General features: G+C 72.8%; 24 protein-coding genes, 2 tRNA genes and 1 riboswitch. Of the genes, 7 read left to right on the forward strand and 19 right to left on the reverse strand.

Translation table 11 applies throughout. From position 1 onward, the window contains the following. From JNK12_04175 to JNK12_04235, 13 genes are all read right to left on the reverse strand, one after another. Positions 1-1,650: a Tad domain-containing protein gene (locus JNK12_04175; GenBank protein MBL8775099.1), complete on the reverse strand. Its 1,650-nt coding sequence runs from the start codon at positions 1,648-1,650 to the stop codon at positions 1-3. Positions 1,651-1,823: 173 nt separating this feature from the next. Then, a tRNA-Cys gene (locus JNK12_04180) sits at positions 1,824-1,898 on the reverse strand. Between the two features lie 122 nt (positions 1,899-2,020). After that, a tRNA-Gly gene (locus tag JNK12_04185) sits at positions 2,021-2,096 on the reverse strand. Positions 2,097-2,154: 58 nt separating this feature from the next. Further along, positions 2,155-2,613: a hypothetical protein gene (locus JNK12_04190; protein ID MBL8775100.1), complete on the reverse strand. Its 459-nt coding sequence runs from the start codon at positions 2,611-2,613 to the stop codon at positions 2,155-2,157. A gap of 619 nt (positions 2,614-3,232) precedes the next feature. After that, positions 3,233-3,817, reverse strand: coding sequence for a DUF4202 domain-containing protein (locus tag JNK12_04195; protein ID MBL8775101.1), 585 nt, complete (start codon positions 3,815-3,817; stop codon positions 3,233-3,235). 17 nt (positions 3,818-3,834) lie between these two features. Beyond that, positions 3,835-4,065 (reverse strand): hypothetical protein, encoded by a 231-nt coding sequence (locus tag JNK12_04200; protein MBL8775102.1) that lies wholly within the window; start codon positions 4,063-4,065, stop codon positions 3,835-3,837. Between the two features lie 33 nt (positions 4,066-4,098). After that, the gene (locus tag JNK12_04205; protein MBL8775103.1) at positions 4,099-4,602 is read right to left on the reverse strand and encodes a hypothetical protein; all 504 of its coding nucleotides are present in this window, start codon (positions 4,600-4,602) and stop codon (positions 4,099-4,101) included. A 121-nt stretch (positions 4,603-4,723) separates the two neighbouring features. Next, positions 4,724-5,509: a hypothetical protein gene (locus JNK12_04210; GenBank protein ID MBL8775104.1), complete on the reverse strand. Its 786-nt coding sequence runs from the start codon at positions 5,507-5,509 to the stop codon at positions 4,724-4,726. A 48-nt stretch (positions 5,510-5,557) separates the two neighbouring features. Next, positions 5,558-6,748, reverse strand: coding sequence for an aminotransferase class I/II-fold pyridoxal phosphate-dependent enzyme (locus JNK12_04215; GenBank protein ID MBL8775105.1), 1,191 nt, complete (start codon positions 6,746-6,748; stop codon positions 5,558-5,560). Further along, on the reverse strand, positions 6,741-7,964 hold the full coding sequence (locus JNK12_04220) for a homoserine O-acetyltransferase (GenBank protein ID MBL8775106.1): 1,224 nt from the start codon (positions 7,962-7,964) through the stop codon (positions 6,741-6,743). Before JNK12_04220 ends, JNK12_04215 begins: the two co-directional genes overlap by 8 nt. Beyond that, positions 7,955-8,072, reverse strand: a riboswitch (SAM riboswitch). Its footprint overlaps the gene before it by 10 nt. Positions 8,073-8,167: 95 nt before the next feature. Next, on the reverse strand, positions 8,168-10,759 hold the full coding sequence (locus JNK12_04225; protein MBL8775107.1) for a sulfatase-like hydrolase/transferase: 2,592 nt from the start codon (positions 10,757-10,759) through the stop codon (positions 8,168-8,170). Next, positions 10,756-11,619 (reverse strand): isocitrate lyase/PEP mutase family protein, encoded by an 864-nt coding sequence (locus tag JNK12_04230; protein MBL8775108.1) that lies wholly within the window; start codon positions 11,617-11,619, stop codon positions 10,756-10,758. Before JNK12_04230 ends, JNK12_04225 begins: the two co-directional genes overlap by 4 nt. Before the next feature lie 12 nt (positions 11,620-11,631). Further along, positions 11,632-13,443 (reverse strand): N-6 DNA methylase, encoded by a 1,812-nt coding sequence (locus JNK12_04235; protein MBL8775109.1) that lies wholly within the window; start codon positions 13,441-13,443, stop codon positions 11,632-11,634. A gap of 23 nt (positions 13,444-13,466) precedes the next feature. On the opposite strand from JNK12_04235, the gene JNK12_04240 reads away from it, so the two are divergent. From JNK12_04240 to JNK12_04255, 4 genes are all read left to right on the forward strand, one after another. Next, positions 13,467-14,000 carry an NUDIX domain-containing protein gene (locus tag JNK12_04240; GenBank protein ID MBL8775110.1) on the forward strand — a complete coding sequence of 178 codons (534 nt, stop codon included), beginning with the start codon at positions 13,467-13,469 and terminating at the stop codon, positions 13,998-14,000. A gap of 62 nt (positions 14,001-14,062) precedes the next feature. Beyond that, entirely contained in the window at positions 14,063-14,644 is a 582-nt protein-coding gene (locus JNK12_04245; GenBank protein MBL8775111.1) for a hypothetical protein, read from the forward strand. After that, complete coding sequence (locus JNK12_04250) at positions 14,641-15,312, forward strand: hypothetical protein (protein ID MBL8775112.1); 672 nt, start codon at positions 14,641-14,643, stop codon at positions 15,310-15,312. The genes JNK12_04245 and JNK12_04250 overlap by 4 nt, the downstream gene beginning before the upstream one ends. 2 nt (positions 15,313-15,314) lie before the next feature. Further along, on the forward strand, positions 15,315-15,812 hold the full coding sequence (locus JNK12_04255; GenBank protein MBL8775113.1) for a signal peptidase I: 498 nt from the start codon (positions 15,315-15,317) through the stop codon (positions 15,810-15,812). 13 nt (positions 15,813-15,825) lie between these two features. Here the strand turns inward: JNK12_04255 and JNK12_04260 are convergent, their stop codons facing one another. The 4 genes from JNK12_04260 to JNK12_04275 form a co-directional block, all read right to left on the reverse strand. Further along, a complete protein-coding gene (locus JNK12_04260; GenBank protein MBL8775114.1) occupies positions 15,826-17,355 on the reverse strand; it encodes a hypothetical protein in 1,530 nt (509 codons plus the stop codon). 201 nt (positions 17,356-17,556) lie between these two features. Beyond that, positions 17,557-18,726, reverse strand: a complete 1,170-nt coding sequence (locus JNK12_04265) for a DEAD/DEAH box helicase (protein ID MBL8775115.1) — start codon at positions 18,724-18,726, stop codon at positions 17,557-17,559. Positions 18,727-18,976: 250 nt separating this feature from the next. Further along, the gene (locus tag JNK12_04270; GenBank protein MBL8775116.1) at positions 18,977-19,468 is read right to left on the reverse strand and encodes a glutathione peroxidase; all 492 of its coding nucleotides are present in this window, start codon (positions 19,466-19,468) and stop codon (positions 18,977-18,979) included. Between the two features lie 22 nt (positions 19,469-19,490). Further along, entirely contained in the window at positions 19,491-19,772 is a 282-nt protein-coding gene (locus JNK12_04275) for an MGMT family protein (protein ID MBL8775117.1), read from the reverse strand. A 61-nt stretch (positions 19,773-19,833) separates the two neighbouring features. Between JNK12_04275 and JNK12_04280 the strand changes: the two genes are divergently transcribed. Genes JNK12_04280 through JNK12_04290 form a run of 3 tightly spaced genes read left to right on the forward strand, consistent with a single transcriptional unit; the run spans position 19,834 to position 22,535 of the window. Then, positions 19,834-20,646 carry a phytanoyl-CoA dioxygenase family protein gene (locus JNK12_04280; protein ID MBL8775118.1) on the forward strand — a complete coding sequence of 271 codons (813 nt, stop codon included), beginning with the start codon at positions 19,834-19,836 and terminating at the stop codon, positions 20,644-20,646. Further along, positions 20,639-21,502 (forward strand): beta-lactamase family protein, encoded by an 864-nt coding sequence (locus JNK12_04285; protein ID MBL8775119.1) that lies wholly within the window; start codon positions 20,639-20,641, stop codon positions 21,500-21,502. Before JNK12_04280 ends, JNK12_04285 begins: the two co-directional genes overlap by 8 nt. A gap of 43 nt (positions 21,503-21,545) precedes the next feature. Continuing rightward, a complete protein-coding gene (locus JNK12_04290) occupies positions 21,546-22,535 on the forward strand; it encodes a phosphotransferase (GenBank protein ID MBL8775120.1) in 990 nt (329 codons plus the stop codon). A gap of 70 nt (positions 22,536-22,605) precedes the next feature. Here the strand turns inward: JNK12_04290 and JNK12_04295 are convergent, their stop codons facing one another. Together JNK12_04295 and JNK12_04300 are read right to left on the reverse strand one after the other, a co-directional pair. Continuing rightward, positions 22,606-23,496 carry a prolipoprotein diacylglyceryl transferase gene (locus JNK12_04295; GenBank protein MBL8775121.1) on the reverse strand — a complete coding sequence of 297 codons (891 nt, stop codon included), beginning with the start codon at positions 23,494-23,496 and terminating at the stop codon, positions 22,606-22,608. Positions 23,497-23,504: 8 nt separating this feature from the next. Continuing rightward, positions 23,505-25,301, reverse strand: coding sequence for an acyl-CoA dehydrogenase (locus JNK12_04300; GenBank protein ID MBL8775122.1), 1,797 nt, complete (start codon positions 25,299-25,301; stop codon positions 23,505-23,507). Between the last annotated feature and the right edge of the window lie 110 nt (positions 25,302-25,411).

The raw sequence follows: 25,411 nt of genomic DNA on the forward strand, positions 1-25,411 counted from the left end.
CTACTCCACCAACCGGACCGGGTCGCCACGCACCCGGGCGGACCACGTGGTCTGGTCGGTCGGAGAGCCGCTCCCGAAGTTCAGGTTGATCTTGAACCAGCACCCCAGGTCGCTGCCGGCGTCGCACCCGTAGTTCTCCGGCAGGGGGATCTGCGCGGTGAGGCTCCGCCCGTTGTACAGCGAGTTGGTGAGGCCGCTCTGGGTGCACGTGGAGCTGGTGGTCACGACGGGGGTCGTCGCGTCGCGGATGAAGGTGCAGCCGCCCAGCGGCGTGCCGGTCTGGTCGGTGGGCGGCACGATGGTGAGGCTGGCGTCGGCGCCGTCGGCCACGTCGAAGAGCTCGAGCTCGAGGATCTGGCCGGCGTACTCGGGCACGATGCGGGCGAGGTAGAAGTTGGTGACCGTGCCCGACCCGGCCTGGTTCACGTAGATCGGGAGGCGGCCGTCGGCGAAGAAGTTGATGCCGTTCGGGAAGGTGGCGTTCGCCGGGTCGCCGAAGCCGGCGCGCAGCGAGAACTTGTTGTAGCCACCGGTGTTGACCGTGGGGTCGAACGTCGTGAGGGTGGACGGCGGGTTCGACAGGTTGGCCGTCGAGGTGATCTGGAGCAGGTAGTCCCCCACCACCACCTGGCTCCAGTCGACCTCGCAGAGATCCACCCAGCGCCGGAAGTGGTCGACGAAGGGCATGTTCTCCCGGCCGATGCTGCCGTCCTTGTACCCGTCCGTCTGGTTCAGCAACGGGTACACGGACTCGTCGTAGGCGCTGAAGCTCTTGGTGCAGATCACCGGGTTGTCCGAGTTGTCGAACGGGGTGTTGTCCGGGCTGCGCACGATGTAGGTCGTCACCAGGTTCACGCCGTTCTGGTCCGAGTCGGCGGTACACCACTCGTTGTTGCCCGCCGCGTAGCGCGTCGCCGCGTTCGCCGGCGCCCCTTGCCCCACGAGGGTGGCGGCCTGGGTGGTCCAGGTCGAGCCGGTCGTGGGCAGGTTGGACCCGGTGGCGCAGGTGTTGCCGACATCGAGGAAGGCGGCGTCGAAGGCCTGGATGCGCAGGTTGCCGCTGGCCGGCTTGGTGTCGACGGTGAGGCGGTAGAAGTACCCGTCCTGGCTGTAGTTCAGGTTGGTGCCGCTCGAGCACCCGGTGTACGCGCCGGTGCAGTCGCCGGCGGTGTACTGGTCGCCGTTGACCTTCGTGGACCTCGGCGAGCCGATGTTGAGCCAGTAGTAGGGCCGGTTGTAGCCCCCGGCCGACCAGCGCTCGGGGTCGTTGCCGAGGCTGTTGTCGGGGCTGCCCATGGGAACGCTCTGGACGTACTCGGCGAGGGCCTGGCGTTCCACGTCGACGTTGTTGATGAACAGCGACGAGAAGAACATGGGGACGCTGGTGTCGTGGATGTAGACGCGCAGACGCCGGTTGCCGATCGGGGTGACGGTGACGACGATGTCGGCGGCGGCGTCGTCGAACCCGTTGGCCTTGGCCGTCTCGAGGGCCACCTGCTCGGCCTTCTCGTCATTGGGCATCCACACCACGCCGGCGAGGGCGGCGGCGTCGACGGCGCGCTGCATGCGGTTCGCGTACGTGTACCAGGAGCCCACGTCCACAGCGAAGCCCGTGAAGGCCAGCAGGGGCAGCAGCAGCAGCGCCGCCATGATCAGCACGTAGCCGCGTTCACCCTTGAGTCGCGTGCGACGCCGATACGAATGCCCCATCGAGGTGCTGTCTTCCTGATCGCCCAGTACTTCGGTACTAGGCCATCGGAACTACAAGGGCGCACCTTGAGGGGTTGGGGCCCGCCGAACCCGAGATCCGGCGGGCCCTCCGGTGGAGGCGGTGGCGGGAATCGAACCCGCGTACGGGGCTTTGCAGGCCCCTGCCTGAGCCACTCGGCCACACCGCCGGAGCGGGCCACTGTAGCCGGGCGGGTCCCGCTCCCCGACCAGGGATTCGCGCCGGGCGGGCGGCGCCGTCACCGGGGCGCAAAACCAGCGGTGCCCGGACCCTGGGGGCCCGGGCACCGGATGGAGCGGACGACGGGATTCGAACCCGCGACCCTCACCTTGGCAAGGTGATGCTCTACCAACTGAGCCACGTCCGCGTGTGACGGGTGAGTGTACCGGGTCCTGACCGAACCCGGAAAGCGAGTGTCGCGACGGTTACCCGTCGGCCCCGCCCGCCTCGGCCACCTTGGCCCGGACCCGCCCGGCCATCTCCTGGGCGAGGGCTCGATCGCCGATCGCGTCGACGGTGACCTGACGGCCGCCGGACTCGAAGATGAGCGACGCCACCTTGTCGTCCTGCCAACCCTGCACGGTGAGGGTCGGCTCGATCTCGACGGTGGCCGAGGCGGCCTTCCACTGGGCCTCGTTGACCAGGAGCACGCGGCCCTGGGTGAGCACGGCGACCCCGGGCTGACCCTCGAAGTTGCCTTGGACGAGGGCCTCCACGACCTCACCGTCCAGCAAGAGGGCGGAGGCGACGGCGAAGGCGGTCTTGCCGTGGCGCTTCGCCGCCGAACCGAGACGGCCGACCGCCAACCCGAGCTGGTGCGGGTCGATCGGCCCGGCCGGCACCACCGGCGGCGGCGGCGCGGCGGCGGGCGGAGGGGCACCCACGGGCGCCCCAGGAGGCGGCGGTGGCATCCCGGGGGGCGGCGGCATCCCGGGGGGCGGAGCCATCGGAGGCGGGGCCTGCGGAGGCGGGGCCTGCGGAGGCGGCGCCATCGGCGGCGGGGCCTGCACGGGCGGCGTCGGGGCGGGTGGCGCCTGGGGTGGGGTCGCCATCGGCGGCGGGGCCTGCGGCGGCGGCGCCATCGGGGGCGGGGCCACTGGGGGCGGTGGCGCCTGGGGTGGCGGGGCGACCGGGGGCGGAGGCGCCTGGGGTGGCGGGGCCATCGGGGGCGGCGGCGTCATCGGGGGCGGCGGCGCGCCGGGCGGAGGCCCGGGTGGCGGGGCCATGGGAGGGGGCGGGGCCGCCCCGGGAGGCGGCGGGGTCGCCGGCACGCCGGGAGGCGGAGGCGGGGCGCCCGGGGGCGCGAAGCCGGGGCCGGGCTCGGCCGCCGACGGCGCCGCGTCGAGCGACGAGCCGCACGTGGTGCAGAACTTGGCGCCCTCCACGTTGGACGCGCTGCAGTTGCCACAGACCATCGAATGACCCTCCTCAGCGGGCTCGCGGTGGCGTCAGCGTAGGACACCGCCGCCGGCTCGCGTGGAAGGCGGCCGTCGTCGCCGACCCTCAGGCCAGCGCGCGCTCCACCAGCGCCCGCTCGCGGTCCGACAGCGCGAGGCCCAGCGCCTCGCTACAGGCCGACGGGCTCATCTTGGCCAGGGTGCGCCGGAGGACGTCGATGGTCTTGTCGTCACCCAGCCGGTCGGCCAAGGAGGTGAACTGGGTCTGGAGGAACACGAGGCACAACGCGTCCTCGTGGGTCTGGACCTGCGGATCCGTGGCCCGGGAGGCTTTGGCGATGATCTCCTGCACCCGCCCGATCTCGACCGGGTCGTAGCCCAGCGGGGCGAGCAGCGCGGCGACGTCCTCCTGGTGGCGACGGTTCAGGTCCTTGCGCCAGCGCAGGTAGCCGGAACGGCCCTCGGGGTACTCGTCTCGGGGCAGGGCCCAGCGGCGCAGGTGGTGCGCCCGGGCCGCCAGCAGCTGCTCCTCGGACGCGTCGGGGTCGAGCCGACGCACCCAGCGGGTCATGAGCTCGGCGTGGAGCAGCTCCTTGGGGCGCTCGTCCCCCGCCCAGGTCAGGGTGTGGGGGTCGTCCGCGTTGGCCGCGTCGATGGCGGCGATGGCCTGCTCGAAGCGGATCCGGTCCACCGAGGGCCTCTCGGTGCCTACGTCCGCTGGTCCGGCGGGCGCAGGTCGACCCGCAGCACGAGGACCCCGTCCTCGAGCGAGCCCTCGGCGTCGCCGATGATGGCGAAGTCCTGGAAGTCCGTCTGGGCCTGGGCCACGAACTTCGCCCGTTCGTCCCCCGCCACGGGCGGGAGGTTGCGCTTCTTCACCGCGGCGGCGCGGTCACGGAACCGCGCCAGCATCGCGTCGATGTCGAGCGAGTCAGCCATGGGTCCCAACCTACCTTTGGGACCGGGGGGCGCTCAGTCCTCAGCCCACCAGAAGCCCTGCTCGTCGTCCTTGTGGTCGAACACCGAGCGGGCCGCGGTCGGGGCGAAGAGGTCGTCCGGCGAGTCCGGGACGTCCCACTCGTCCTGGCCGCCGTGCCACCGGTCGGGTCGGGTGTGCCGGGCGTACACGATCGTGAGCACCAGGATCAGGAAGGCGACCACACCGAGCCCGCCGATGGCCATCCAGACGGTCTTGCTGGCGGCCGGGTCGGCGTCGGACTCCACCGGCTCCTCGAGCGAGGTGACCGTCCCGGGGCCGGTCGTCGCCGTGCTCGCGGCCGTGGTGGGCGTGGTGTCGGGCACGAGCACCCCGGTGGTGGGGACGGCACCCGGTGCGAGCGTGGTGGGCGTCGGGAACCCGGGCACCGTGGTGGCCGGCGGAAACTGCGCGGTCGACGCCCCGGCGACACCGCCGGCGACCAGCAGGAGTACGGCGAGGAACAGCGTTCCCGCAGCAGCCTTCAGGGATGTGTGCATCGCGACCCACGAACTCCGTTGCTCTCACCCGCACCGCTGTCGGTCCGCCGACCGGGCGAGCGTACCGGGCGCACCCCCACCGGCTCCAAGCGCCCCGTCTGCACTGCTGAGGCCGGGTCAGTCACCGCTGGTGCACCGGACAGGAGTACGTCGTCCGGCCGCCGACGGTTCGACGCAGCAGCGGCGCCCCGTCACGAGGGCACACGCCGCCGCGTTCTCGGGCGTGGTGCAGGTCACCCGTGTGCGAGCCGCCGCGCTCCCCGAGTTCGGCCAGCGTCGCCCGGAGGTGGCGGTGGAGGCGGCGCAGCTCGGCCGCGTCGAGCGACCCGGCGCCCCGGGCCGGATCGAGGCCCGCCCGCCAGAGGGTCTCGTCCACGAGCAGGTTGCCCACGCCGGCGAGACGGGACTGGTCCATGAGCCGCGCCTTGAGAGGTGCGTTGCTGCCCGCGAGCAGGTTCCGCAGCTCCGCCGGCCGCACGGCCATCGCGTCGACGCCCCACCGTCCCTCGTCGGGATCGAGCTCGACCGCCCCGAGGCGGCGGGCGTCACGCATCACCAGCTCGCCACCGTCGCCGAAGCGCAGCCCGAAGCGGTCCCAGGCGGGGCGTTCGTTGCCGCGGACGTACTCCAACTTGTCGATGGCCGCCCAGCCGTCCACGAGCAGCTTCCCCGACATCCCGAAGTGCAACCCGAGCACCGGTCCGTCCTCCGAGGTGTCCAGCAGCACCTGCTTGCCGATCCGACGGGCGGCGACGAGGCGTCGCCCGGTGAGCTCGGCGCGGGCCACCTCGGCGGTGAGGCCCCGCTTCAGGTACCACGCATCCGGGGCCACCACCTCCGCGATGACCCGGTCGAGCGCCCGTTCCGCCGTGCGCCGGTACATCTCGGCCTCGAGGATCTCCGGCACGTCAGCGACCCGAACGCGGGCGGGTCGGCCTGTCCGAGCGGGCCCTGCTCACGTGTCGATGGCGGCGAGCGCCTGGAGGACGTCGGCCACGACGTCGTCCGGGTGCTCGAGCCCGCAGGACATCCGCACCGAGCCCAGCTCGATGCCGGTCTCGGCCCGCTCCTCGGGCGTGAGGTTCACGTGGGTGGTCGAGGCCGGGTGCGTCACGAGGGTCTCCGGTCCGCCCAGCGACGTGGCGAGCTGACAGAGGCGAACGTGCTCCACGAAGGCTCGACCCGCCTCGAGGCCGCCCACGAGGTCGAAGGCCAGCAGGCCCCCGTACGAGTCCATCTGCCGCTTGGCCAAGGCGTGCTGGGGGTGGGAGTCGAGGCCCGGGTAGCGCACGAGGCCGACCGCCGGGTGCTCCTCGAGCGCCTCGGCGACGCGTTGGGCCGTTTCGGCCTGCTGGCGGAGGCGGACGCTGAGGGTGCGTAGGCCGCGGAGACCGTTCATGGCGTCGAAAGGCGAGGCGTTGGCGCCCTGGAGCACCGCGAACCCCCAGATCCAGGCGAGGAGCTCCTCGGAACCGGCCACCACGCCGAGGCTGGCGTCGTTGTGGCCGGCGATGGCCTTCGTCGCCGAGTGCAGGACGAGGTCCACCCCGTGATCGAGCGGCCGCTGACCGAGCGGGGTGGCGAAGGTGGAGTCGACCACGGTCATGGGCCCGCGGATGGCGCCGAGCTCGTCGAGATCGACCAGGTCGAGCTTCGGGTTGGCCGGTGTCTCGGCCACCACCAGGACGGTCTTGCCAGGCACGACCGCAGCGGCGAACGCGCCCGGCTCGGTGCCGTCCACGAAAGTCACGTCGATACCGAAGCGCGGGCAGGCCATCTGCAGTAGCAGCTGGGTGCCGGCGTAGAGCTGACGCTGGGCGACGATGTGGTCGCCGGCCGAGCACAGGCCCAGCACGACCGCGGACACCGCGCCCATCCCGGACGCGAAGGCACGGGCCGATTCGGCCCCTTCCATCGTGGCCATCGCCTCCTCGAAGGCGCGCACCGTGGGGTTGCCGTAGCGGCTGTAGAAGCGCTCGGCCCCGATCTGCGTGGCCATCTCCCGTCCCTCGTCGACGGTCGGCGTGACGAAGGTGGTCGTCGGCCAGAGGGTGGGCGCCAGTGCGGTGTCGCCCTCGCGGCGCCCTGCCCGGATGGCGCGGGTCTGGGGCAGCCACTCCTCGGGGGTCGGGGACTCGTCAGGCATCTCGCTTCTCCACGGAGGTGAGGAGGTCGGCGACGGCGGCGCCGATCTCGTCGGTCTCGAGCAGGAAGCCGTCGTGGCCCTGCGGGCTCTCGATGAGCACATGGTCGCACTGCTTGCCCGCGGCCCGCAGGCCGTCCCGGAGCTCGACCTGTTGGTGCGGCGGGTACAGGGTGTCCGAGCTGATGCTCATGGTCAGCACGGGGACCTCGATGCGGGCCAGCGCGGGCCCGAGGCCACCGCGGCCGCGGCCGAGGTCGTGCAGGTCCATGGCCTTGTTGAGGATGAGGTAGCTGTTGGCGTCGAAGCGGCGGATCAGCTTCTCGCCGTGGTAGCGCAGGTAGCGCTCGACCTCGAAGTCGTCCCACAGCTCGAAGGTGTCGGACGAGCGCGGGCGCTCACGACCGAAGCGCGCCTCGAAGACCGGGTCGCTCCGATAGGTCGTCTGCGCCAGCGCCCTGGCCACGGAGAGCCCTTCGTGGGGGCCGTCGCCCGGAGCGGCGTCGTAGTAGTCGCCGCCCCGCCAACGGGGATCGAGGGCGACGGCGCGACGCCCGGCCGCGCTGAACGCGATCTGCCAGGCACCGGCGGCCGCGGTGGTGGCGATGGGGACGAGCGACCGGACCCGATCGGGGAACATCGCGCCCCACTCGAGCACCTGCATGCCGCCCATCGAGCCCCCGACCACGGAGAGCCAGCGGTCGATCCCGAGGTGATCGGCCAGGCGCGCCTGGGTGCGCACGATGTCGCGGATGGTCACCACGGGGAAGCGCGAGCCGTAGGGCGTGCCGGTCGCGGGGTCGATCGAGGAGGGGCCGGTGGTTCCCTGACAGCCCCCGAGCACGTTGGCGCACACCACGAAGTAGCGGTCGGTGTCGAGCGCGCGACCGGGGCCGATCAGCGGGTTCCACCAGCCGTCGGTCGGATGGCCGGGGCCGGACCCGCCTGCGGCGTGCGAGTCACCAGTGAGCGCGTGGCACACGAGCACCGCGTTGGACGCGGCGGCGTCGAGGTCGCCCCACGTCTCGTAGGCCACCGTGATGTTGCTCAACGCACCGCCACCCTCGAGGGCGAAGGGGTGATCGTCGGCCTCGACGAGGAACTGGCGGTTGCCGGGTGGGTCGCCGGGCCGCCAGGCGCCCGTCACCGGCAGCGGCCCTCGGGGCACGCCGAGGCGGCGGCCGGGCGATGGTGGTCGGTTGTCGGAGGTGCTGGACATTTGGTTGCCCCCACGAGGCCACATCCCCCGCCGGGTCGGCGGGCTGGCACCTTGGGTGTCCCCCCAGGTTGCCGGACCCGAACGCTCGGGCCACTCCTGATGTCCCCACGAGCGAAGCACGCCGCGAGCGGCGGCGTCAACCGCGTTGGCGTCGACGCGGAGGGCATGCGTCCGGGGCGCCGCGCCGGCGCCGGCCGCGTGGGTCAGCGGTCGGGCTCGACCGCGACGGCGACGGCCCGGTCGCCGAACACGGCCACCACGTCGATGTCCGCTCCCGGGGGGACCCGCTCGGCCGCGACGACCTTCTCGAACCCGATCTGGAGCAGGTCGGCGCCGACCTCCGAGGCCAGGTCGGGGCGCTCCCGGCGGCTCGCGACGCCGATCTGACGACCGTCGGCGAACACCAGCACCTGGTCGGCGAGCGCCGAGCCGTCACGGTCGGCGGCCCATCCCTTGAGTGCGAGGGTCTGGCCGTCGGCGAACGCCGACTCGACCTCGAGGGCCAAAGCGTCGTCGGGGGCCGCAAGGTCGATGGGCTCGCCCCGGCCCTCGGCGGGCACCAGACGGTCGCGTCGCAGCGCGTACGACGGCTGATCGAGGTGCTCGGCGACGGCGTAGGTCGTGTCGCGTCCGCGGCCGGAGGGCACGAGGAGGCTCACGTCGTTGGCCCCTGCCCGGAGCGCCGACTCGGCCAGGAGGGCGTCGAAGGTCGTGGTGTCGCCGGCGACCCGGTAGCCGCCTCCCACGCCGGCCACCGTGCCGTTCACCGCGAGCAGCACCGCATCCGGCAACTCGGCCCCCGAGGGCCCCTCGAGGCGCCCCGAGACGAGGAGGGGCACGAAGCCGGACGCCGGGTCGACGTCGGCGAGCGCGTCCTCCTGATCGATGGACCACTGGAGATCCGTCGTGTCGGTGACGGCGAGGTCCGCCACCTCGGTGCCCACGACGCCTCCGCGGTTCCCGACGGCCAGCACCCCGCGCCATCCAGGATCCCGGCCGAAGCGGTCGTCGTTGCGCTCGACCACCGCGAGGAGGCCCTGGAGGCCGGTCGGGATGGTCGAACGACCCTCGTCACCGAACACCTCCTTGTCTTCCGGCTCGTCCGAGTCCCCGAAGAGCGAGCGGCCGTCGAACTCCCAGTCGGACTCGAGGTCGAGTGCGTCCACGGTGGTGGGGAGGACGTCGATCAGGCGGGCGTTGTCGTCGCGCACCTCCCCCACGCGCTGGCCCGGCGCCTTGATGAACAACGGGACGCGGTAGATCTCGTCGACGTTCTCGTCGGTCGGCTGGCGCTGTGGTGAGCCGGGCCGGAAGCTCACCCCATGGTCGGCGACGACCACGACGAGGGCGTCGTCCCAGGTGCCGGCGGCCTCCATGCGGTCGATCAGCCGCCCCACCAGGGAGTCCGCGTAGCCGACCTGGAGGAGGTGCTGCTGCTGTGCCTGGCGCACCGACCACTCGTCCTCGGCCCACACCCCGCGCTCGGTGTACGAGGCGAGATCCGAGCGGGACGTGTAGCGGTGGCCGCTGGGCGCCATCTGCCAGGGGTAGTGCGGGAGCACGACGTGGGCGAACGACAGGCGGGCGTCGCCCGGCGTCGCCGCGCTGTCGATGAGCTCCTCGACGATGGCACCTTGCGCCGGTGGTGACTGGCCGGCCACCCCCTGCTCCGCCCACCGGGCGAAGTTGGCGAACTCGTCGGCGTTCCGGTTGCCCCCGCTGGCGGGGACCTGGACGGCGGCCGCGTCCACGCGCTCGGGCGCCTCCTCCCCGGCCGCGGGCGCCACGAAGTCTCCCCACGAGTGAGCAATCGAGGGCAGGTGGTCCCGGATCGAGGACGGCAGGGTGCTGTGGCCGTAGACCACCGCGGCGTCGAGCAGCGAGTGGCGGAGACCGGACGACGGCGTGGCCGCCGCCGCCGTCGCCGTCTCGCACACCGCCGACGGGCACAGGCTCGTGATCTCCTCGTCGACGTGGAGCTCGTAGGTCGCGCCCAGCAGGGTGAACAGGTTCCGGGGGTGGTCGATGGAGGTGGCGATCTCGTTGGCCGTCGGCTCCTGACCCGTGAGGATGCTCGGAACGCTGTGCTCGGTCTGCCAAGAGAAGGAGCTCGCGTCGCGGAACCAGGACGAGGAGGCCGCCAGACGGGCGAACCCCGGGAAGCGCTGGGCGTTGATCGTGCCGTCCTCCGACAGGATCGACGCCAGGGGCAGCTCGTCGAACACGATCTCGACGACGGGAGCGTCCCGCCCCACCTCGACGTTGGTCGCGACCTGTGCCTCGGACTCCCAGATCAGACGGGAGGTCGAGGAGAAGGCGAGGAACACCCCGAGGAAGAGCACCGGCGCCACAGCGAGGAAGCGCAGACCCAGGCGCAGGCCGTGTGAGCGGCGCTCCCCGACCGCCAGGGCCACGCCCACGGCGGCGCCGAGGCCGAGGACGACGACCGTTGCGTCGAGGTCGAGCTGGCGGATGACGGTGAGGCCGAGGGCGGCGCCGAGCAGGCCCACGATCACCGAGTGCACGGCTCGGCCCACCCGCGGCCGGATGACGAACGCGAGTGCCTCGATGCCGAGCAGCACCGCGGGCAGCAGGAACGTGACCGCCAGCCCGAACACGATGACGTCGCGGCCGTCGGCGTCCTTGGCCACGAAGAATTCCGGGTTCTTGCCGAAGAGGTCCAGCAGCGGCTGGGCCACCGCGAGCCCGGTCAGGCCGAGGAGGACGAGGGCGTTGTGGCGGAGTTGGACGATGGTGGGCGTCCCCGGCGTGGCCCGGTCGGGGTCGTCGCTCATCCGTCCCGGTACCGCGCCTCTCGCTGCTGGTGCGCGTCGAGCCCGACGAGGTCGTTGAACTCGTCGAAGGAGACCACACGGTCGAGGTGGTCACGCAGCGAACCTTCGCCGGCGAGGATCGCGAGGCTGTCGGTCACCGCCCGGGCGACGGTGAAGAGGCTCGTGAGCGGCGAGACGATCAGGTCGAAGCCCAACTCGTGGAGCTCGGGCGGGGTGAGCAGCGGCGTCTTGCCGGCCTCGACCATGTTGGCCACCCGCACGCAGTCGGGAAGCGCCTCGGCGATGGCCTCGAGCTCGTCGACGGACTCGGGGGCCTCCACGAACACGGCATCCACCCCGACGTCGAGCGCACGCCGGGCCCGGTCGACCGCCTCGTCGAGCCCGACGGCCGCGCGGGCGTCGGTGCGAGCGGTGACGTGCAGGTGCTCCCGGTGGTCGACCGCGGCGCGCAGCTTCGCCAACCAGTCCTCGGCCGCCACCACCTCCTTGCCCGCCATGTGGCCGCACCGCTTCGGCCACACCTGGTCCTCGATGAAGATGCCGGTCGCGCCGGCGGCCTCCCACAGCTCGACCGTGCGGATGGTGCTGCTCGCGTTGCCGTAGCCGGTGTCGGCGTCGACCACCACCATCGTGTCGGGCGCGGCGGTGCACACCCGCCGGGCGACCTCTGCCATCTCGGTCTGCGTCAGGTAGCCGATGTCGGGGACCCCGAGCAGCGTCCCGGACACGCAGTACCCCGACAGGAACACGGTGTCGAACCCGGCATCGGCGCTGAGGCGCGCCGAGAGGGCGTCCCACACCCCGGGCATCAGCACGGGCTCGCCCGTCGCGAGACGGGCGCGGAGATCGTCACCGTTCATGTCGCCGAAAGGCTACTGACCCCCTCCCCCGATGTCGGATCGGGCGATGGGGCCCCGGGCGGGGAGCCGGCGACGCCACCAGTCGAGCAGCGACACCCCGGACGCCCCCGTGATCCCGTGGGCGGCCACCATGGCCCGGCCCATCGCCTCGAGGGCCGCGAGACGGTCGTCCGCGGTGGACGCCCCCTGCGCGGCCCGGGCCGCGGCGGCGCCCTCGTCCCACGCCCCGTCGTCCACCGGCGCGGGCAGGCTGCGGACCTGGGCGGCCGACAGCTTCAAGGCGTCAGGGGCGAGGGCGGCGCCGGCGCTGAGGTGCAGCGCCCAGGCCGAGACCGGCGGGGCCAGGAGCGCGGCCAGGACGTGCCAGAGCCGGTCCGGCTCGGCAGGGACCGCGAGGACCGGCGTGGAGGGCACCCACCGCCCCTCCACGTCCGCCACGGCCTCGACCACCCGGGTCTGGGTGGCCACGACCACCTTCGGGACCAGCCGATCGGCGACCCACGCCGCGAGCGCGGGGTCGGCGGCACCGAGCGACGCCAGGTCCACGACCGGCGCCCGCCACCGCCGCTTCGCGAAGCGGAGGTCCCGCTGCCCCCAGGCGCACTCGGCGGGATCGATGAGCCCACTCGTCACCAGTGGACGCTCGTGGTCGGCGGCCGTGGCCTCGTGCACGTGGTCGACCAGCCCGTAGAACTGGTCGCGGAACCCGGCGGTGGCGCCGGCCAGCTCCGGCAGCGGCCCTCCGCCGAGGTGGACGGTGGGCGTGTCCCGGAGGCCGGCGGCCAAGGGAGCCCACCGACCGGGAGCGGGGACCAGGCCCGCCTTGGCCCGACGGACCGACGGGCCCCGCCACCGGCGTACGCCGGCCGAGCGCACCGCTCCTTCGGTGGGCCGCCGGAGCACCGGTGCGCAGACGCGGGTGTGGGCGGCGAAGACCCGCTCGTCGCACAGCCAGAGACCCTCGAGTGGCGTCCGCTCGTCGACCGCTCGGCGCACCGGCCCGGCATCACGGCCGGCGAGCACCGACTGCGGTTGGATGAGCAGGACCCGGCCACCGGGGCGCACCTCGTCGGTGGCGGCGAGCAGGAACAGGGCGGCGGTGTCGACGTACCCCGTGACGTCAGCACCGAAGCGGTGGCGTACCCGCGCAGCACCGACCGTGGTACGGGCCGTGCGGGTGGAGAGCTGGCTCTGGAAGGGAGGGTTGCCGACGACCAGGTCGAACCCCGGTTCGGGCCGGTGCGGCCAGGGGTCGGCGGCGAGGGCGTCGGCGACGGCCACCCTCGGCACCACGGTCGGACTGCCCGCCCACAGCAAGAGGGCGGTGGACGCGACCGCGGCGGCGACGGGGTCGATGTCGATGCCCACCAGGTGCCGCTCGACCACGGCCCGGCACCCCACCCCGGACGAGGCGAGACGCCGGGCAGCGGCGAGGAGGAAGGCACCGCCACCGCAGGCGGGGTCGCAGACGACGAACGGGTCGTCGCCGCCGTCGAATGGGAGAGCGAGCCCCTCGAGCCCGATCGCCACCAGCCGCTCGGCCAAGGGACGGGGGGTGTAGTGCAGGCCCTGCCGGCGCTGGTCCTCGTCGGCCAGCGCCTCGTAGGCCCAACCGAGCGCATCCGGCACCCCGTCACCTCCCGAAGGGAGGGCCGCGGCCGGCAACTCGGTGGTGGCCGGCCAGGCGTCGGCCACGGCCGCGACCACGTCGGGACCGCGGTCGGCGGCGAGGTGCCGGGCGAGAGCACCGAGCACCGCACGCGTGTCCTCGCCCGCCGCCGCCTCGCGCAGCGTCGCCAGCCAGGGGTCCGGGCGGGCGGGCACGCCCAGGATCGTACGATTGCCCGATGCAGTGGACGATCCATGGCGAGCGGGCGATCTACGAGAGCCCCTGGATCTCGCTGCACCTCGTCGACGTCGAGCTGCCCGACGGCCAGCGCCTCGAGCACCACGTCCTGCGCTACCCGCAGCAGGCCGCGGGCACCGTGGTGACCGACCCCGAGCGCGGGGTGCTGCTGCTGTGGCGGCACAGGTTCATCACCGACGTGTGGGGGTGGGAGATCCCGGCAGGGCGCATCGAGCTCGGTGAGACGCCGGGCGAGGCCGCGGCCAGGGAGGCGCTCGAGGAGACGGGCTGGCGGCCCGGGCCCCTTCGCCCCCTCGTGCGCTTCCGCCCCAGCGGGGGCAGCAGCGACCAGTGGTTCCACATCTTCGTGGCCGACGGCGCCACCCACGTGGGCGACCCGACCGACCTCACCGAGGCGTCCGAGCTGCGCTGGCACACGCCCGACGAGGTGCGGGAGCGCATCACCGCCGGCGAGGTCACCGACGGCCTGTCGCTCACCGCACTCAGCTACTGGTTCGCGTTCGACCGAGGCTGAGCACCCTCTCTCAACTCGGCGACCCCGCGTCCGATCGGTGAGGCATGGGTGAGGCGGCGCGCGTGCTCGGATCGAAGCGGAAGCTCGCGCTCACCGCGGCGATCCTCGTCCTCATCACCGGCTTCCTGGCGTCGACGGTGCTGGCGGTCTTCACCGACCTGACCACCAACGACGGCAACTCCTTCTCCTCCGGGACCGTCGACCTGACCGTCTCCCCCGCCACCGCAGCCGTCACCCTCGCCAACATGGCGCCGGGCGACCGGGTGACCGAGCCCCTCGACGTCACCAACTCCGGACTGCTCGACCTGCGCTACGCGGTCGAGAGCACCACGACCGAGAACACGCTCGCCGCGGCGCTCGAGCTCACCGTCAAGACCGGGGTCACCAGCTGCACGCCGGGTGGCTTCGCCTCGACCGGCACCGTCGTGGCCGGCCCGGTCGCCCTCGGCAGCACCACCACCGCGGCCGTGCTCGGCGACGCGGCCCAGGGCGCGGACGCCGGTGATCGTGCCTTGGCCCCGGGCGCGGCCGAGACCCTGTGCCTCGACGTCGCCCTCCCCCTCGCCACCGACAACACCGCGGCGGGCCTGACCACCACCGCGACGTTCTCGTTCCGGTCCGAGCAGACGACCGGCAACCCGTGAGCCTCTGGGAGGCCGCGGGCGTGGGGCCCTCGTTCGACCCCCTCGCCGAGGTGCACGCCGCCCGAGGGCGCCGCCGGCGCAGACGCCAGGCGGGGCTGGTCGGCTCCCTCTCGGCCACCGCGCTCGTCATGGGCCTCCTCGCCTCGTCGACCGGCGGCGTGAACGCCCTGTTCACCGACAGCGAGGACGTCGGCGCCAACGACTTCGCCACCGGCACCCTCGATCTGGCCACGGCGCCGACGACCGCGGCCGTCAGCTACCAGAACATGGTCCCGGGCGACACCGTCACCGGGCCCCTCACCGTCACCAACGGCGGCTCGACCCCCTTGCGCTACTCGGTGCGCAGCACCACCACGGAGAACACCCTCGCCGCCCAGCTCGATCTCGGGGTGAAGGTGGGGGTGACGTCGTGCACGGGGACCACGGGGTTCAACGCGTCGGGCACCGTGCTCTACGGGCCGGGCGCGCTCGGCACGACGAGCACCGCGGCGCTCGTCGGCTCGTCGGCCGCGGGCGGCGACCCGGGCGACCGGACGCTCGCCCCCGGCGCGTCCGAGACGCTCTGCTTCCACGTGGCGCTGCCGACGAGCTCGTCGAACGCCTACCAGGGCCTCGCCACGACGGCGACCTTCCAGTTCGTGGCGGAACAGACCGCGAACAACCCCTGACCGTGCGCCGCCTCCCCGGAGCGCTGCTGGTGACCGGCCTCGTGCTGGTGATCGGCGTCTTCGGGAGCCTGCTCGGCGCCCGCCTCCTCGGCTACGAGCCGCTGGTGGTGCGGAGCGGCTCGATGGAGGGGGCCATCCCCACCGGCAGCCTCGTCCTCGTGAACGACGAGCCCGCCGACGACGTCGCCGTCGGCGATGTGGCCGTGGTCGATCCCGCCGGCGCCGGCGCCCCCCGCCTCCATCGCGTGGTCGAGCGCTTCGACGAGCACGGGCAGATCCTGGTGCGCACCAAGGGCGACGCCAACCGCACCGCCGACGCCGACCTCGTCGCCCTGCCGCCCGAGGTCCCCACGCCCGCCCTCGTGGTCCCGGTCCTCGGCTACGTCGTGGCCGCGGTGTCGTCCCGGGCGGGCATGCTCGCGGCCGCCACGGTCATCGTGGCCATCCTCGGCGCCTCGGCCCTCTGGGCGATGTGGCGTCCCGCCGGCGCCCCCGCCTGAGCGTTCTGCGTTCTCAGTCCCAGACCCAGGTGAACGGCTGGCCCCTGGCCTCGCCGGCGTCGGTCTCGAGCTGCACCTGCGCCGTCCACGCCGAGCCGTCCCAGATGGCGGCGTACACGCCCCGGGCGTCGTCGAGCACGGCGTAGCCGATCTGGTCGGTGATGGGCTCCGTGGCGAGCGTCATGGTGGTGGGCAACGCGCTCGTGGCGACGCCCGCCAGCTCGCTGCTCCATCCGGTGCCAGAGGTCCAGGTCCGGTAGCGACCGGCGGTGAAGCCCGTCTCGCCGTAGGTGGCGAGGGCCTGGCCGCTCTGGCTCTCGAAGGCCACGGCCACGTTCGGCGTGTCGGTCACGGCGGAGATGGTGCTGGCCACGGTGAGGTTGGCCCAGGCGGTTCCCGACCAGACCGCCAGCCACGTGTCGGTGCCCTCGGTGACCACGCCCATGGCGATGCGGTTGGTGCCGGGGTCGCTCGTCACCACCACCCAGCGGGGGGTGTCGTCGGCTCCGGTCAGGCCGCCCGGTTCGCCGAGGCTCCCCTGGGCCGTCCACGAGGACCCGTTCCAGAACCGGTAGCGGACGTCGTCGCCCACGTTGCCGTTGCCTTCGGCGTACACGACCATCGCCCGACCCGAGCTCGACTCGTAGGCCACGGCGACGTCGCCGCGGGCGTTGCCGCTGCCGGCATCGAGGGTGAGCGCGTTGCCCCACGCGGATCCGTCCCAGACCACCGCCACGTCCTGGCTGGACTCGTTGCTGGCGACCAGCACCATCTGATCGGTCCGGGGGGACGCGGCGAGGTGGAGTTGCTCGAAGGTGCCGGCGACCGGGGTGGTGATCGTGGCCGGCGACGACCATGTGGCGCCGTCCCACACGCGGTAGGAGAGGCTCGTCGAGCCCGCGGTCCCGTTGTTCCAGACCACCACGGCGTCGTCGCTCCCGGACTCGTAGGCGACGTCGACGCCCGACCAGGCCGAGGAGGTGGCGGTGGCGAGCGGCGCCCCGAAGGCGTCGGCCCAGGTGCCGTCGATCCGCTGGAGGAGGTGGACGTCGTCGGCCGTGTCGATGGACACCGCCAGCAGCTCGTCGCGGGTCTCCGCCCGGGCGGCCTGCGCCATCCGCCACTGGCCGACCGCGGCGGTGCCGACCGCCGGCGACCAGGCGGTGCCGTCCCAGGCCGACACCCACGGGGTGCTCACGCCGTCCTCCCGCCAGAGGACCGTGCCGTGGCGCTCGCAGTGGGTGGTGACCTGTCCGACGGCGACGCTCGACGTCCAGTTCTCGTACTCGGCGAAGAGCCGGTACTCGTAGTCGCCGTTCGGCTGGAGGGGCCCGTCGGTCGCGGACGACGTGGTGGCCCCGCCGACCGCCGCCTCACCGTCGAGCACGCCGTTCACGTAGCGCTGGAGGCGGTAGCCGCTGGCGAACGACGACGACGATGCCGTCCAGTCGGCGTCCACCGAGGTCACGCCACCGCACACCGGCGTGAGGGTCAGCCCGGTGGGCGGCTGGAGCGTGCGGGTGGAGAAGGCGTTGCCGCCCACGCTCCTCGTGTCCCCGAAGGTCGCGAGCGCCGCCGTCGCCCCGCAGACGAGGAGCGCGACGACGAGTGCGGCCGTCGTGGCCGCGCGCCGAACGTTCCGCCTGCTCGGATGGTGCCGCATGGTTCGGGGGGAGCCTCCTCCCCCTTCCCGTCGGTTACGGCCGGCCCCGCGTGAGGAGCGGCCCGGCGGCGTTCGGCCCGGTCAGGCCGAGGCGAGGTCCTCCGCCGGGTTCCACGCGTGGAGATCGGCGAGTCGCTTGTCGTTCGAGAACACCTCGACGATCGGCTGCGTCACCCCGATGCGGGTCTGGAGGCGCTTCACCGGCAGCTCCTGGTCCCACAGGACGAGGGTGGCCACGACGCCGGACTCGCCGGCGCGAGCGGTGCGCCCCGAGCGGTGCAGGTAGGACTTGTGGTCCTCCGGCGGGTCGTAGTGGACCACGATGTCGATGTCGTCGACGTGGATGCCCCGAGCAGCCACGTCGGTGGCCACCAGCACCGGAAGCTTGCCTGCGGCGAAGTCGGCGAGGGCCCGCTCACGGGCCTTCTGGGGCAGGTCCCCGTGGATGGCCGCCGCCTTCACGCCTTCCTTCTCGAGCTGCTCCGCGAGGCGATCGCAGCCCCGCTTGGTGCGCACGAAGATCAGGGTGCGGGTGCCGCCCCGGGAGATCGAGGCCGCCACCTTGGGCTTGTCCATCTGGTGCACGGCGAAGAAGCGGTGCTCCATCTCCTCGACGGTGACGCCGGCGGACTCGACCTCGTGGAAGACGGGGTCGTGCTGGTAGCGCTTGATGAGGGTGTCGACCACGCCGTCGAGGGTGGCGGAGAAGAGCAGGGTCTGGTGGGTGCCCTCGACGTTGCGCAGGATCCACTCGACCTGGGGCAGGAACCCCATGTCGGCCATGCGGTCGGCCTCGTCGACGATGACGTGGTCGACGTCGGCCACCGAGACCTCCTGGCGCTCGAGGAGGTCGATCATGCGGCCCGGGGTGGCGACCACGAAATCGGCGCCGTCCTTGAAGGCCTTGATCTGGCGGTCCATGTCGGCGCCGCCGTAGACGGCCACGACCTTGAGGCCGCGGCCCTCGGCCAGCGACCCGAGCTCGTCCCGGACCTGGATGGCCAGCTCGCGGGTGGGGACGAGGGCGATGGCCGTCGGGCGGCGGCTCTCGGCCTTCTTCTGGCGGTCGAGGACCGGCAGGCCGAAGGCGAGGGTCTTGCCCGAGCCCGTCTTGGCCTTGCCGCAGACGTCGCGGCCGGCGAGGGCGTCGGGGATGGTGAGGGCCTGGATGGGGAAGGCCTCGGAGATGCCGCGTGCCGCGAGGGCATCCACGAGATCAGCCGAGACGCCCAGGGAGGCGAAGGTGGCCATGGTGGCTCCGGTTCTGTTGTCTGTGACGTCGAGGGGGGCCTTCCCCTGTCCGTCGGTCACAGTGCAGAACGGAGGTGTCGAGGTCGACCCGCGAGCCACGCACCCAACAGGAGGAGGGCCGTCCAGCTCGCCCCGCCAGACTACCGGGCCGGTGCACCATCGGGGGTCATCCCCCGTCCGGGCGTCGCGTCCGCCCCGTGGAGGCCTGCCCGCCCACAGGCGGGGCAGGCCCCCTCCGGGTCACGGTGCGTCAGGGCAGGTTGGCCTCGATGGCGGCGACGATCTCGTCGGCCTCGGGCTCGACCTGCGGGGCGAAGCGGGCGACCACCTCGCCGTCGGGCGAGAGCAGGAACTTCTCGAAGTTCCAGCGGATGTCGCCATCCACGCCGTCGGCGTCGGCCACCTGGGTGAGCTCGGCGTAGATGGGGTGGCGGCCGTCGCCGTTCACCTCGATCTTCTCGAACAGCGGGAAGGTGACGCCGTAGGTGGTGGAGCAGAACGTGGCGATCTCCTCCGCGGAGCCGGGCTCCTGCTCGAGGAACTGGTTGCAGGGCACCCCGAGGACGGTGAAGCCGCGCTCGGCATAGCTCTCGTGGAGCCGCTCGAGGCCCTCGTACTGCGGCGTGAGCCCGCACTTGCTGGCCACGTTGACGACGAGGGCGACCTTGCCCTCGGCCTGCGCGCCGAGGCTCGAGGGGGTGCCGTCGAGCTGGTTGATGGGGAGGTCGGTGAGATCGCTCATGGCCGACCAGTATCACCGGTGTTCAGCCCGTTCGCCTGACCTTGCCCCGGTGCAGTTCGACGCCCTCGTCGGCGAGGCGTCGGGCGTGCTCCTCCTCGTGGCCGGGCACGAGGCGGCCGTCGGCGGCCACCACCCGCCACCAGGGCAGGCCGTCGGAGGTGGCGAGCACCCGTCCGACGCCGCGGGCGGCGCCGGGATGGCCCGCCTCCTCGGCGATCTCGCCGTAGGTGGCGATCTCCCCGGGGCCGAGGGCGCGCACGGTGGCCTCGACCGCCTCCACGAAGTCGTCCCCCGAGCGCGCCATCCCGCCGAGCGTAGAGGCCGGGCCGCGGGTGGGGCCGGGAGGGCGGGCGTAGAGTCGCCCCATGGACGAGGCCACCCTGGCCGGCCACCGCGACGCCATCGCCGAGCGTGGCTACACGGTCATCAGCGGCGTGCTGACGCCCGACGAGGCCGACGACGTGGCCGAGGACCTCCGGCGCCTCGAGGCCGAGCTCGGGGTCGAGCCCGCCGACAACAGCTTCGAGGGGCGCCACACGGTGCGCATCTACAACCTCCTGGCCCACGGCCCCCGATACGAGGCCATCCCGGTGCACTCCGAGGTGCTGCCCGTCGTCGAGGCCGTCCTCGACGCCGGCTGCCTCGTGTCGTCGCTGTCGTCGATCGGCATCGACCCCGGAGAGACCGCCCAGCCACTCCACGCCGACGACCAGCTCATCCCGCTGCCCAAGCCACACCCGCCGACGGTCTGCAACACGATGTGGGCGCTCACCGACTTCACCGACGCCAACGGGGCGACCCGCGTCGTGCCCGGCTCCCACCTCGCCGACCACTCCCCCGCCTACGGCGAGGCGTACGACACGATCCCCGCCGAGATGACCAAGGGCGACGTGCTGGTGTGGCACGGCAGCCTTTGGCACGGCGGCGGCGCCAACACCACCGACCAGCGTCGGGTGGGGATCGCCATGAACTACTGCGCCGGCTACATCCGCCAGCAGGAGAACCAGCAGCTGGGGCTCCCGCCCGACCTCGTGGCCACCTTCCCGCGGCGCCTCCAGCGCCTCGTGGGCTACTCGGTCTACAACGGCCTCATCGGCCACATCGACAAGCACGACCCCGTCGAGCTCCTGGCCGACGCGGGCGACGCGCCCCACACCATGGTCTGGGACGGTGCCTGAGCTCGACGACGCCCTCGTCCAGATCGACGGGTGGGAGGTACCCCACGCCGCGGCGGTCGTGTGCGGTCCGGCCGGCGTCCTGGCCGCACGTGGCGAGGTCGAGCGACCTCAACGGGTCGCGTCGGTCACCAAGGTGGCGGCGGCCATGGCGGTGTGGGTGGCCGTGGAGGAGGAGACCGTCACCCTCGACGACCCGGCCGGCCCCGAGGGCTCGACCGTCCGCCACCTGCTCGCCCACACGTCCGGCCTGGCTTTCGACCACCCCACGACCCTTGCGGCGCCGGGCACCCGTCGCATCTACTCGAACGTCGGCTTCGACCTCCTGGGCGAGGTCGTGGCCGAGCGGACCGGCTTCACCTTCGCCGACTACCTCCACGAGGCCGTCCTCGCGCCACTGGGCATGGAGGCCAGTGCCCTGGAGGGCTCACCGGCGAAGGACCTCCGATCGACCGCCGGCGACCTGGCACGGCTGGCCGTCGAGCTGCTGCGCCCCACGCTGGTGGCGCCCGCGACCCATGCCCTCGCCACCTCGGTGGCCTTCCCCGGCCTCGCCGGCGTGCTCCCGGGGGTCGGCTCGTTCGAGCCGAACGACTGGGGCCTCGGCGTCGAGATCAAGGGGAGCAAGCACCCGCACTGGTCGGGACGGGCGACCGCCGAGGCGACCTTCGGGCACTTCGGCGGCGCGGGGACGTTCCTGTGGGTGGACCCCACCCGTGACCTCGCCTGCGTCGGCCTCTCGGGACGGGAGTTCGGGCCCTGGGCGATGGCGTCGTGGCCCCCGCTCGCCGACGCCGTCGTGGCCGCCGTCGACCGTGGCCAGGAGGCTGGGCGGGGCACCTCAAGTCCACCTGGGTAGGGGCCGACAGGACGAAGATGCACACGACGCCGCCGGTCCTCCCATGAGCGCCCTCGCCGAGGCCCGGGCGCGTGCCGCTCTCGCCGACGCCGGGCTCAGCTCGGACGTGCCCCTGGTCCCGCTGCGCAGCGTGACCAACGAGGTGTGGGTCGCCGGCGACCACATCGTGCGCATGAACCGCCGCCAGGACCACCGCCTGGAGCGGGAGGCCCTGTTGGCCCCCTTCCTCCCTCGTGAGCTCGGCTACCCGCCCATCGTCCACTACGGCGGTGAGATCGGCGCCGACCACCTCATCGTGCAGCGGGTGCCCGGCCGGGTCCTGAGCCAGTGCTGGCCGCAGATGTCGGTCGCCGACCGCCAGGAGGCCGTCAAGCAGCTCGCGGCGATGCTCCGCTCGCTCCACGCCTTCCAGTGCCCGGTCGAGCTCCCGGTGATCGACAGCCCGCCCCTGCTCAGCTCGGTCGCCGGCGGCTCGCCGCTCGGGCCCCTGATGGGCGCCCTCGACGAGGCCCAGCACCTCGCCCACGTGGACCCGGGCGTGATGATCGAGACCCGCAACCTGGTGCTCAGCACCGCGCCCTCGCTGGAGCCGTTCACCGCGCCGACCATGATCCACGGCGACCTGCACTTCGACAACGTGCTGTGGGACGGCCGGCGCATCACGGCGCTGCTCGACTTCAAGTGGGCCCGGCCCTGCCCGGCCGACCTCGAGCTCGACGTGTTCCTGCGCTACTGCGCCTTCCCGTTCCTGCACGTGGCCGAGCACTACCGCAGCCAGGCCCGCGCCGCGGACTACGTCGACGTGCCCTTCGTGCTCGCCGACTACTACCCCGAGCTCTTCTCGATGCCCCGCCAGTTCGACCGCATGCGGCTGTTCAGCATCGCCTACGACGTCCGCGAGCTGCTGCTGTTCCCGCCGCCGGTGTCCGCCGAGCAGCTGTCCGAGCACCACCCGTACAACCGCCTGCGCCGCACCCTGGGTGGCCAGAGCTACCTCGACCTGCTGGCACAGGGCGCGTCCGTCACGGCGTAGCCCCGCACCACTCCCGCGGACCCATCACGCGGGCCCGACAGCCCCGTCCCGGCGCCTCAGACGGCGGGCGTCAGACGGTGGGCTCGTCGACCTCGCTGGCGGTCTCGTCCGCTTCGTCCGCCGCCGAGGCGTCCTGCTCCTCGGCCACCGCGTCGTCCTCGGGGCGGCGCCGGCCGCGGATGGCGACCACGGTCACCGAGAACACGATGGCGACGAGCGACATCCAGATGTTCACCCGGACGCCCCAGATGAGGCTGGCCGGGTCGATGCGCATGGCCTCGACCCACAGGCGCCCGGTGAAGTAGCCGCCGACGTAGACCCAGAACAGCGAGCCGGGCCGCAGCACCCGCTTGCGGTCGATGAGGATCAGCAGGGTCATGAGGGCCAGGTTCCAGAGGCCCTCGTAGAGGAACGTGGGGTGGAAGGTCTCGGTGGCGAGGTAGCGGTCGGGCCGGTGGGCCACGTCGATCTCGAGGCCCCACGGCAAGGAGGTGGGACCACCGAAGAGCTCCTGGTTGAACCAGTTGCCGAGGCGGCCGATGGCCTGGGCGAGGGGCAGCGCCGGCGCCACCGTGTCCGCGAGGTCGCCGAGGGGCATCTTCTTGTGGCGGGCGTAGAGCACACCGGCGAGCGCGCCGAGCGCGATGCCTCCGGGGATGCCAAGACCGCCCTCCCACACCTTCACCGCGTCGATCCAGCGACCCTCGAAGCGCTGCCAGTCCGTCATGACGTGGTAGAGCCGGGCGCCGATGAGCCCGGCAGGTACGGCCCAGAGGGCCATGCCCGAGATCTCGTCAGGGTCGTGGCCCCGCGCCCGCCAGCGCCGGCGGGCGAGCTCGACCGCGGCGATTACCCCGAGGGCGATCATCAGCCCGTACGCCCGCAGGTGCAGCGGACCGAGGACGATCTCGTTCGACGAGGGGCTCGGGATGGCGGCGAGCAGGGCGACGGGGTGGGGCACGAGGGCGCCTAGAGGTACTTCGGCTCGATGGCGAAGAGGTCGGCGGCGCCCGCCGTCACCGGCGCCACGAGGCCGAGGGCCTCGGGCAGGATCTGCTCCGCGTAGAACCGGGCGGTGGTCACCTTGGCCCGCAGGAACTCGCCATCGCCGTCACCGGCCTCGAGCAGGGCGTTCGCGGAAAGGGCCTGGCGGGCCATCACCCAGCCACCCGCGACCACGCCGAACAGCCGCAGGTAGGGGGTGGCACCGGCGAGGGCCTGGTTGGGGTCCCCGGCGCCGTGGGTGAGGATCCACATCGTGGCGTTCTCGAGGGCGTCGGTGGCCTCGTGCAGGTGGTGGCGGATCGACGCCAGCTCGTCGCCGCCCGCGGCGAGATCGCCGTCGAGGGCCCGGACCCCCGAGATGAAGTCGGCCATGACCCCACCGGCGCGCATGGGCAGCTTGCGACCCACGAGGTCCATGCCCTGGATGCCGTTCGTGCCCTCGTAGATGGGCGGGATACGGGCGTCGCGGAAGTGCTGGGCGACCCCGGTCTCCTCGATGTAGCCCATGCCGCCGTACACCTGGATGGCCAGGGAGGTCATCTCGACGCCGAGGTCGGTGGACCAGCCCTTGGCGATGGGGATGAGGAGGTCGGCGAGCTCGCGGCTGGCCTCGCGGCCCGCCTCGTCGGGATCGTGTGCAGCCCGGTCCATGGCTTCCGCAGTGAGGTAGAGCAGCCCGCGCATGGCCTCGATGTTCGCCTTCTGGGTGAGCAGCATCCGGCGCACGTCCGCGTGCTCGATGATGAGCGAGCTCTCGCCGGCGGGGGCGCCGATGGCCCGGCCCTGGCGCCGCTCCTGGGCGTAGGCCCGGGCGTCCTGGTACGCCCGCTCGGCGAGGGCGAGGCCCTCGAGGCCCACCGAGAGGCGGGCGTTGTTCATCATCGTGAACATGTACCGCATGCCCTGGTTCTCTTCGCCGATGAGGTAGCCGACGGCGCCCTCACCCTTGTCGCCGTAGCTCAGGACGCAGGTGGGGCTGGCCTTGATGCCCATCTTGTGCTCGATGGAGGCGCACACGACGTCGTTGCGCTCACCGAGGGAGCCGTCCTCGTTCACCAGGAACTTCGGCACGATGAAGCACGAGATGCCCTTGGTGCCCGGAGGGGCGTCCGGCGTGCGGGCGAGGACGAGGTGGATGATGTTCTCGGCCATGTCGTGCTCGCCGAAGGTGATGAAGATCTTCGTGCCGGTGATGCGCCAGGTGCCGTCGCCGGCGGGAACGGCCTTCGTGCGCAGGGCGCCGACGTCCGAGCCGGCCTCGGGCTCGGTCAGGTTCATGGTGCCGGTCCACTCCCCCAGCACCATCTTGGGCAGGAAGATCTCGCGCTGGGTCTCGTCGGCGTGGTGGGCGAGCATGTCGATGGCGCCCTGCGTGAGCAGCGGGCCCATCGAGAACGCCATCGAGGCCGAGGCCAGCATCTCCTGGAGGGCCGTGGCGACGAGCCACGGGAAGCCGCCCCCGCCGTAGGCCGGGTCGAACGGCACGCCACCCCAACCCGCCTCGACGTAGCGGGCGTAGGCCTCCTTGAACCCGGTCGGCGTCTGCACCTCGCCGTCGTGCCAGGTGCTCCCCTCGACGTCGCCGACGCGGTTGAGGGGCCCGACGACGTCGTTCATGAAGCGAGCCGCCTCGTCGACCACCCCCCGGACCATGTTGACGTCGGCGTGGGCGAAGGCCTCGAAGCCGGAGAGGGCGGACAGGTCGGCGACGTGCTCGAGGGCGAACTCGATGTCGCGTACGGGTGCGGAGTACTCAGCCACGATCCGAGGCTACGCGGCGTCCGGCGCGTCCCCAAAGGCGACTCGGATCCTCGTTCAGTGCGAGCGCGTAGGCCGAAAGGCCTAAACCACCTTGGGGGTTGGTCGATACT

This window comes from Acidimicrobiales bacterium (assembly GCA_016794585.1).
GTDB lineage: Bacteria > Actinomycetota > Acidimicrobiia > Acidimicrobiales > DATDAH01 > JAEUJM01.

Coding starts and splice junctions, on each gene's coding strand:
- JNK12_04175 (MBL8775099.1), bottom strand. CDS start 1,650: ATGGCGGCGCTGCTGCTGCTGCCCCTGCTGGCCTTCACGGGCTTCGCT.
- JNK12_04200 (MBL8775102.1), bottom strand. CDS start 4,065: ATGGCTGACTCGCTCGACATCGACGCGATGCTGGCGCGGTTCCGTGAC.
- JNK12_04205 (MBL8775103.1), bottom strand. CDS start 4,602: ATGCACACATCCCTGAAGGCTGCTGCGGGAACGCTGTTCCTCGCCGTA.
- JNK12_04215 (MBL8775105.1), bottom strand. CDS start 6,748: ATGCCTGACGAGTCCCCGACCCCCGAGGAGTGGCTGCCCCAGACCCGC.
- JNK12_04220 (MBL8775106.1), bottom strand. CDS start 7,964: ATGTCCAGCACCTCCGACAACCGACCACCATCGCCCGGCCGCCGCCTC.
- JNK12_04225 (MBL8775107.1), bottom strand. CDS start 10,759: ATGAGCGACGACCCCGACCGGGCCACGCCGGGGACGCCCACCATCGTC.
- JNK12_04230 (MBL8775108.1), bottom strand. CDS start 11,619: ATGAACGGTGACGATCTCCGCGCCCGTCTCGCGACGGGCGAGCCCGTG.
- JNK12_04240 (MBL8775110.1), top strand. CDS start 13,467: ATGCAGTGGACGATCCATGGCGAGCGGGCGATCTACGAGAGCCCCTGG.
- JNK12_04265 (MBL8775115.1), bottom strand. CDS start 18,726: ATGGCCACCTTCGCCTCCCTGGGCGTCTCGGCTGATCTCGTGGATGCC.
- JNK12_04270 (MBL8775116.1), bottom strand. CDS start 19,468: ATGAGCGATCTCACCGACCTCCCCATCAACCAGCTCGACGGCACCCCC.
- JNK12_04275 (MBL8775117.1), bottom strand. CDS start 19,772: ATGGCGCGCTCGGGGGACGACTTCGTGGAGGCGGTCGAGGCCACCGTG.
- JNK12_04280 (MBL8775118.1), top strand. CDS start 19,834: ATGGACGAGGCCACCCTGGCCGGCCACCGCGACGCCATCGCCGAGCGT.
- JNK12_04290 (MBL8775120.1), top strand. CDS start 21,546: ATGAGCGCCCTCGCCGAGGCCCGGGCGCGTGCCGCTCTCGCCGACGCC.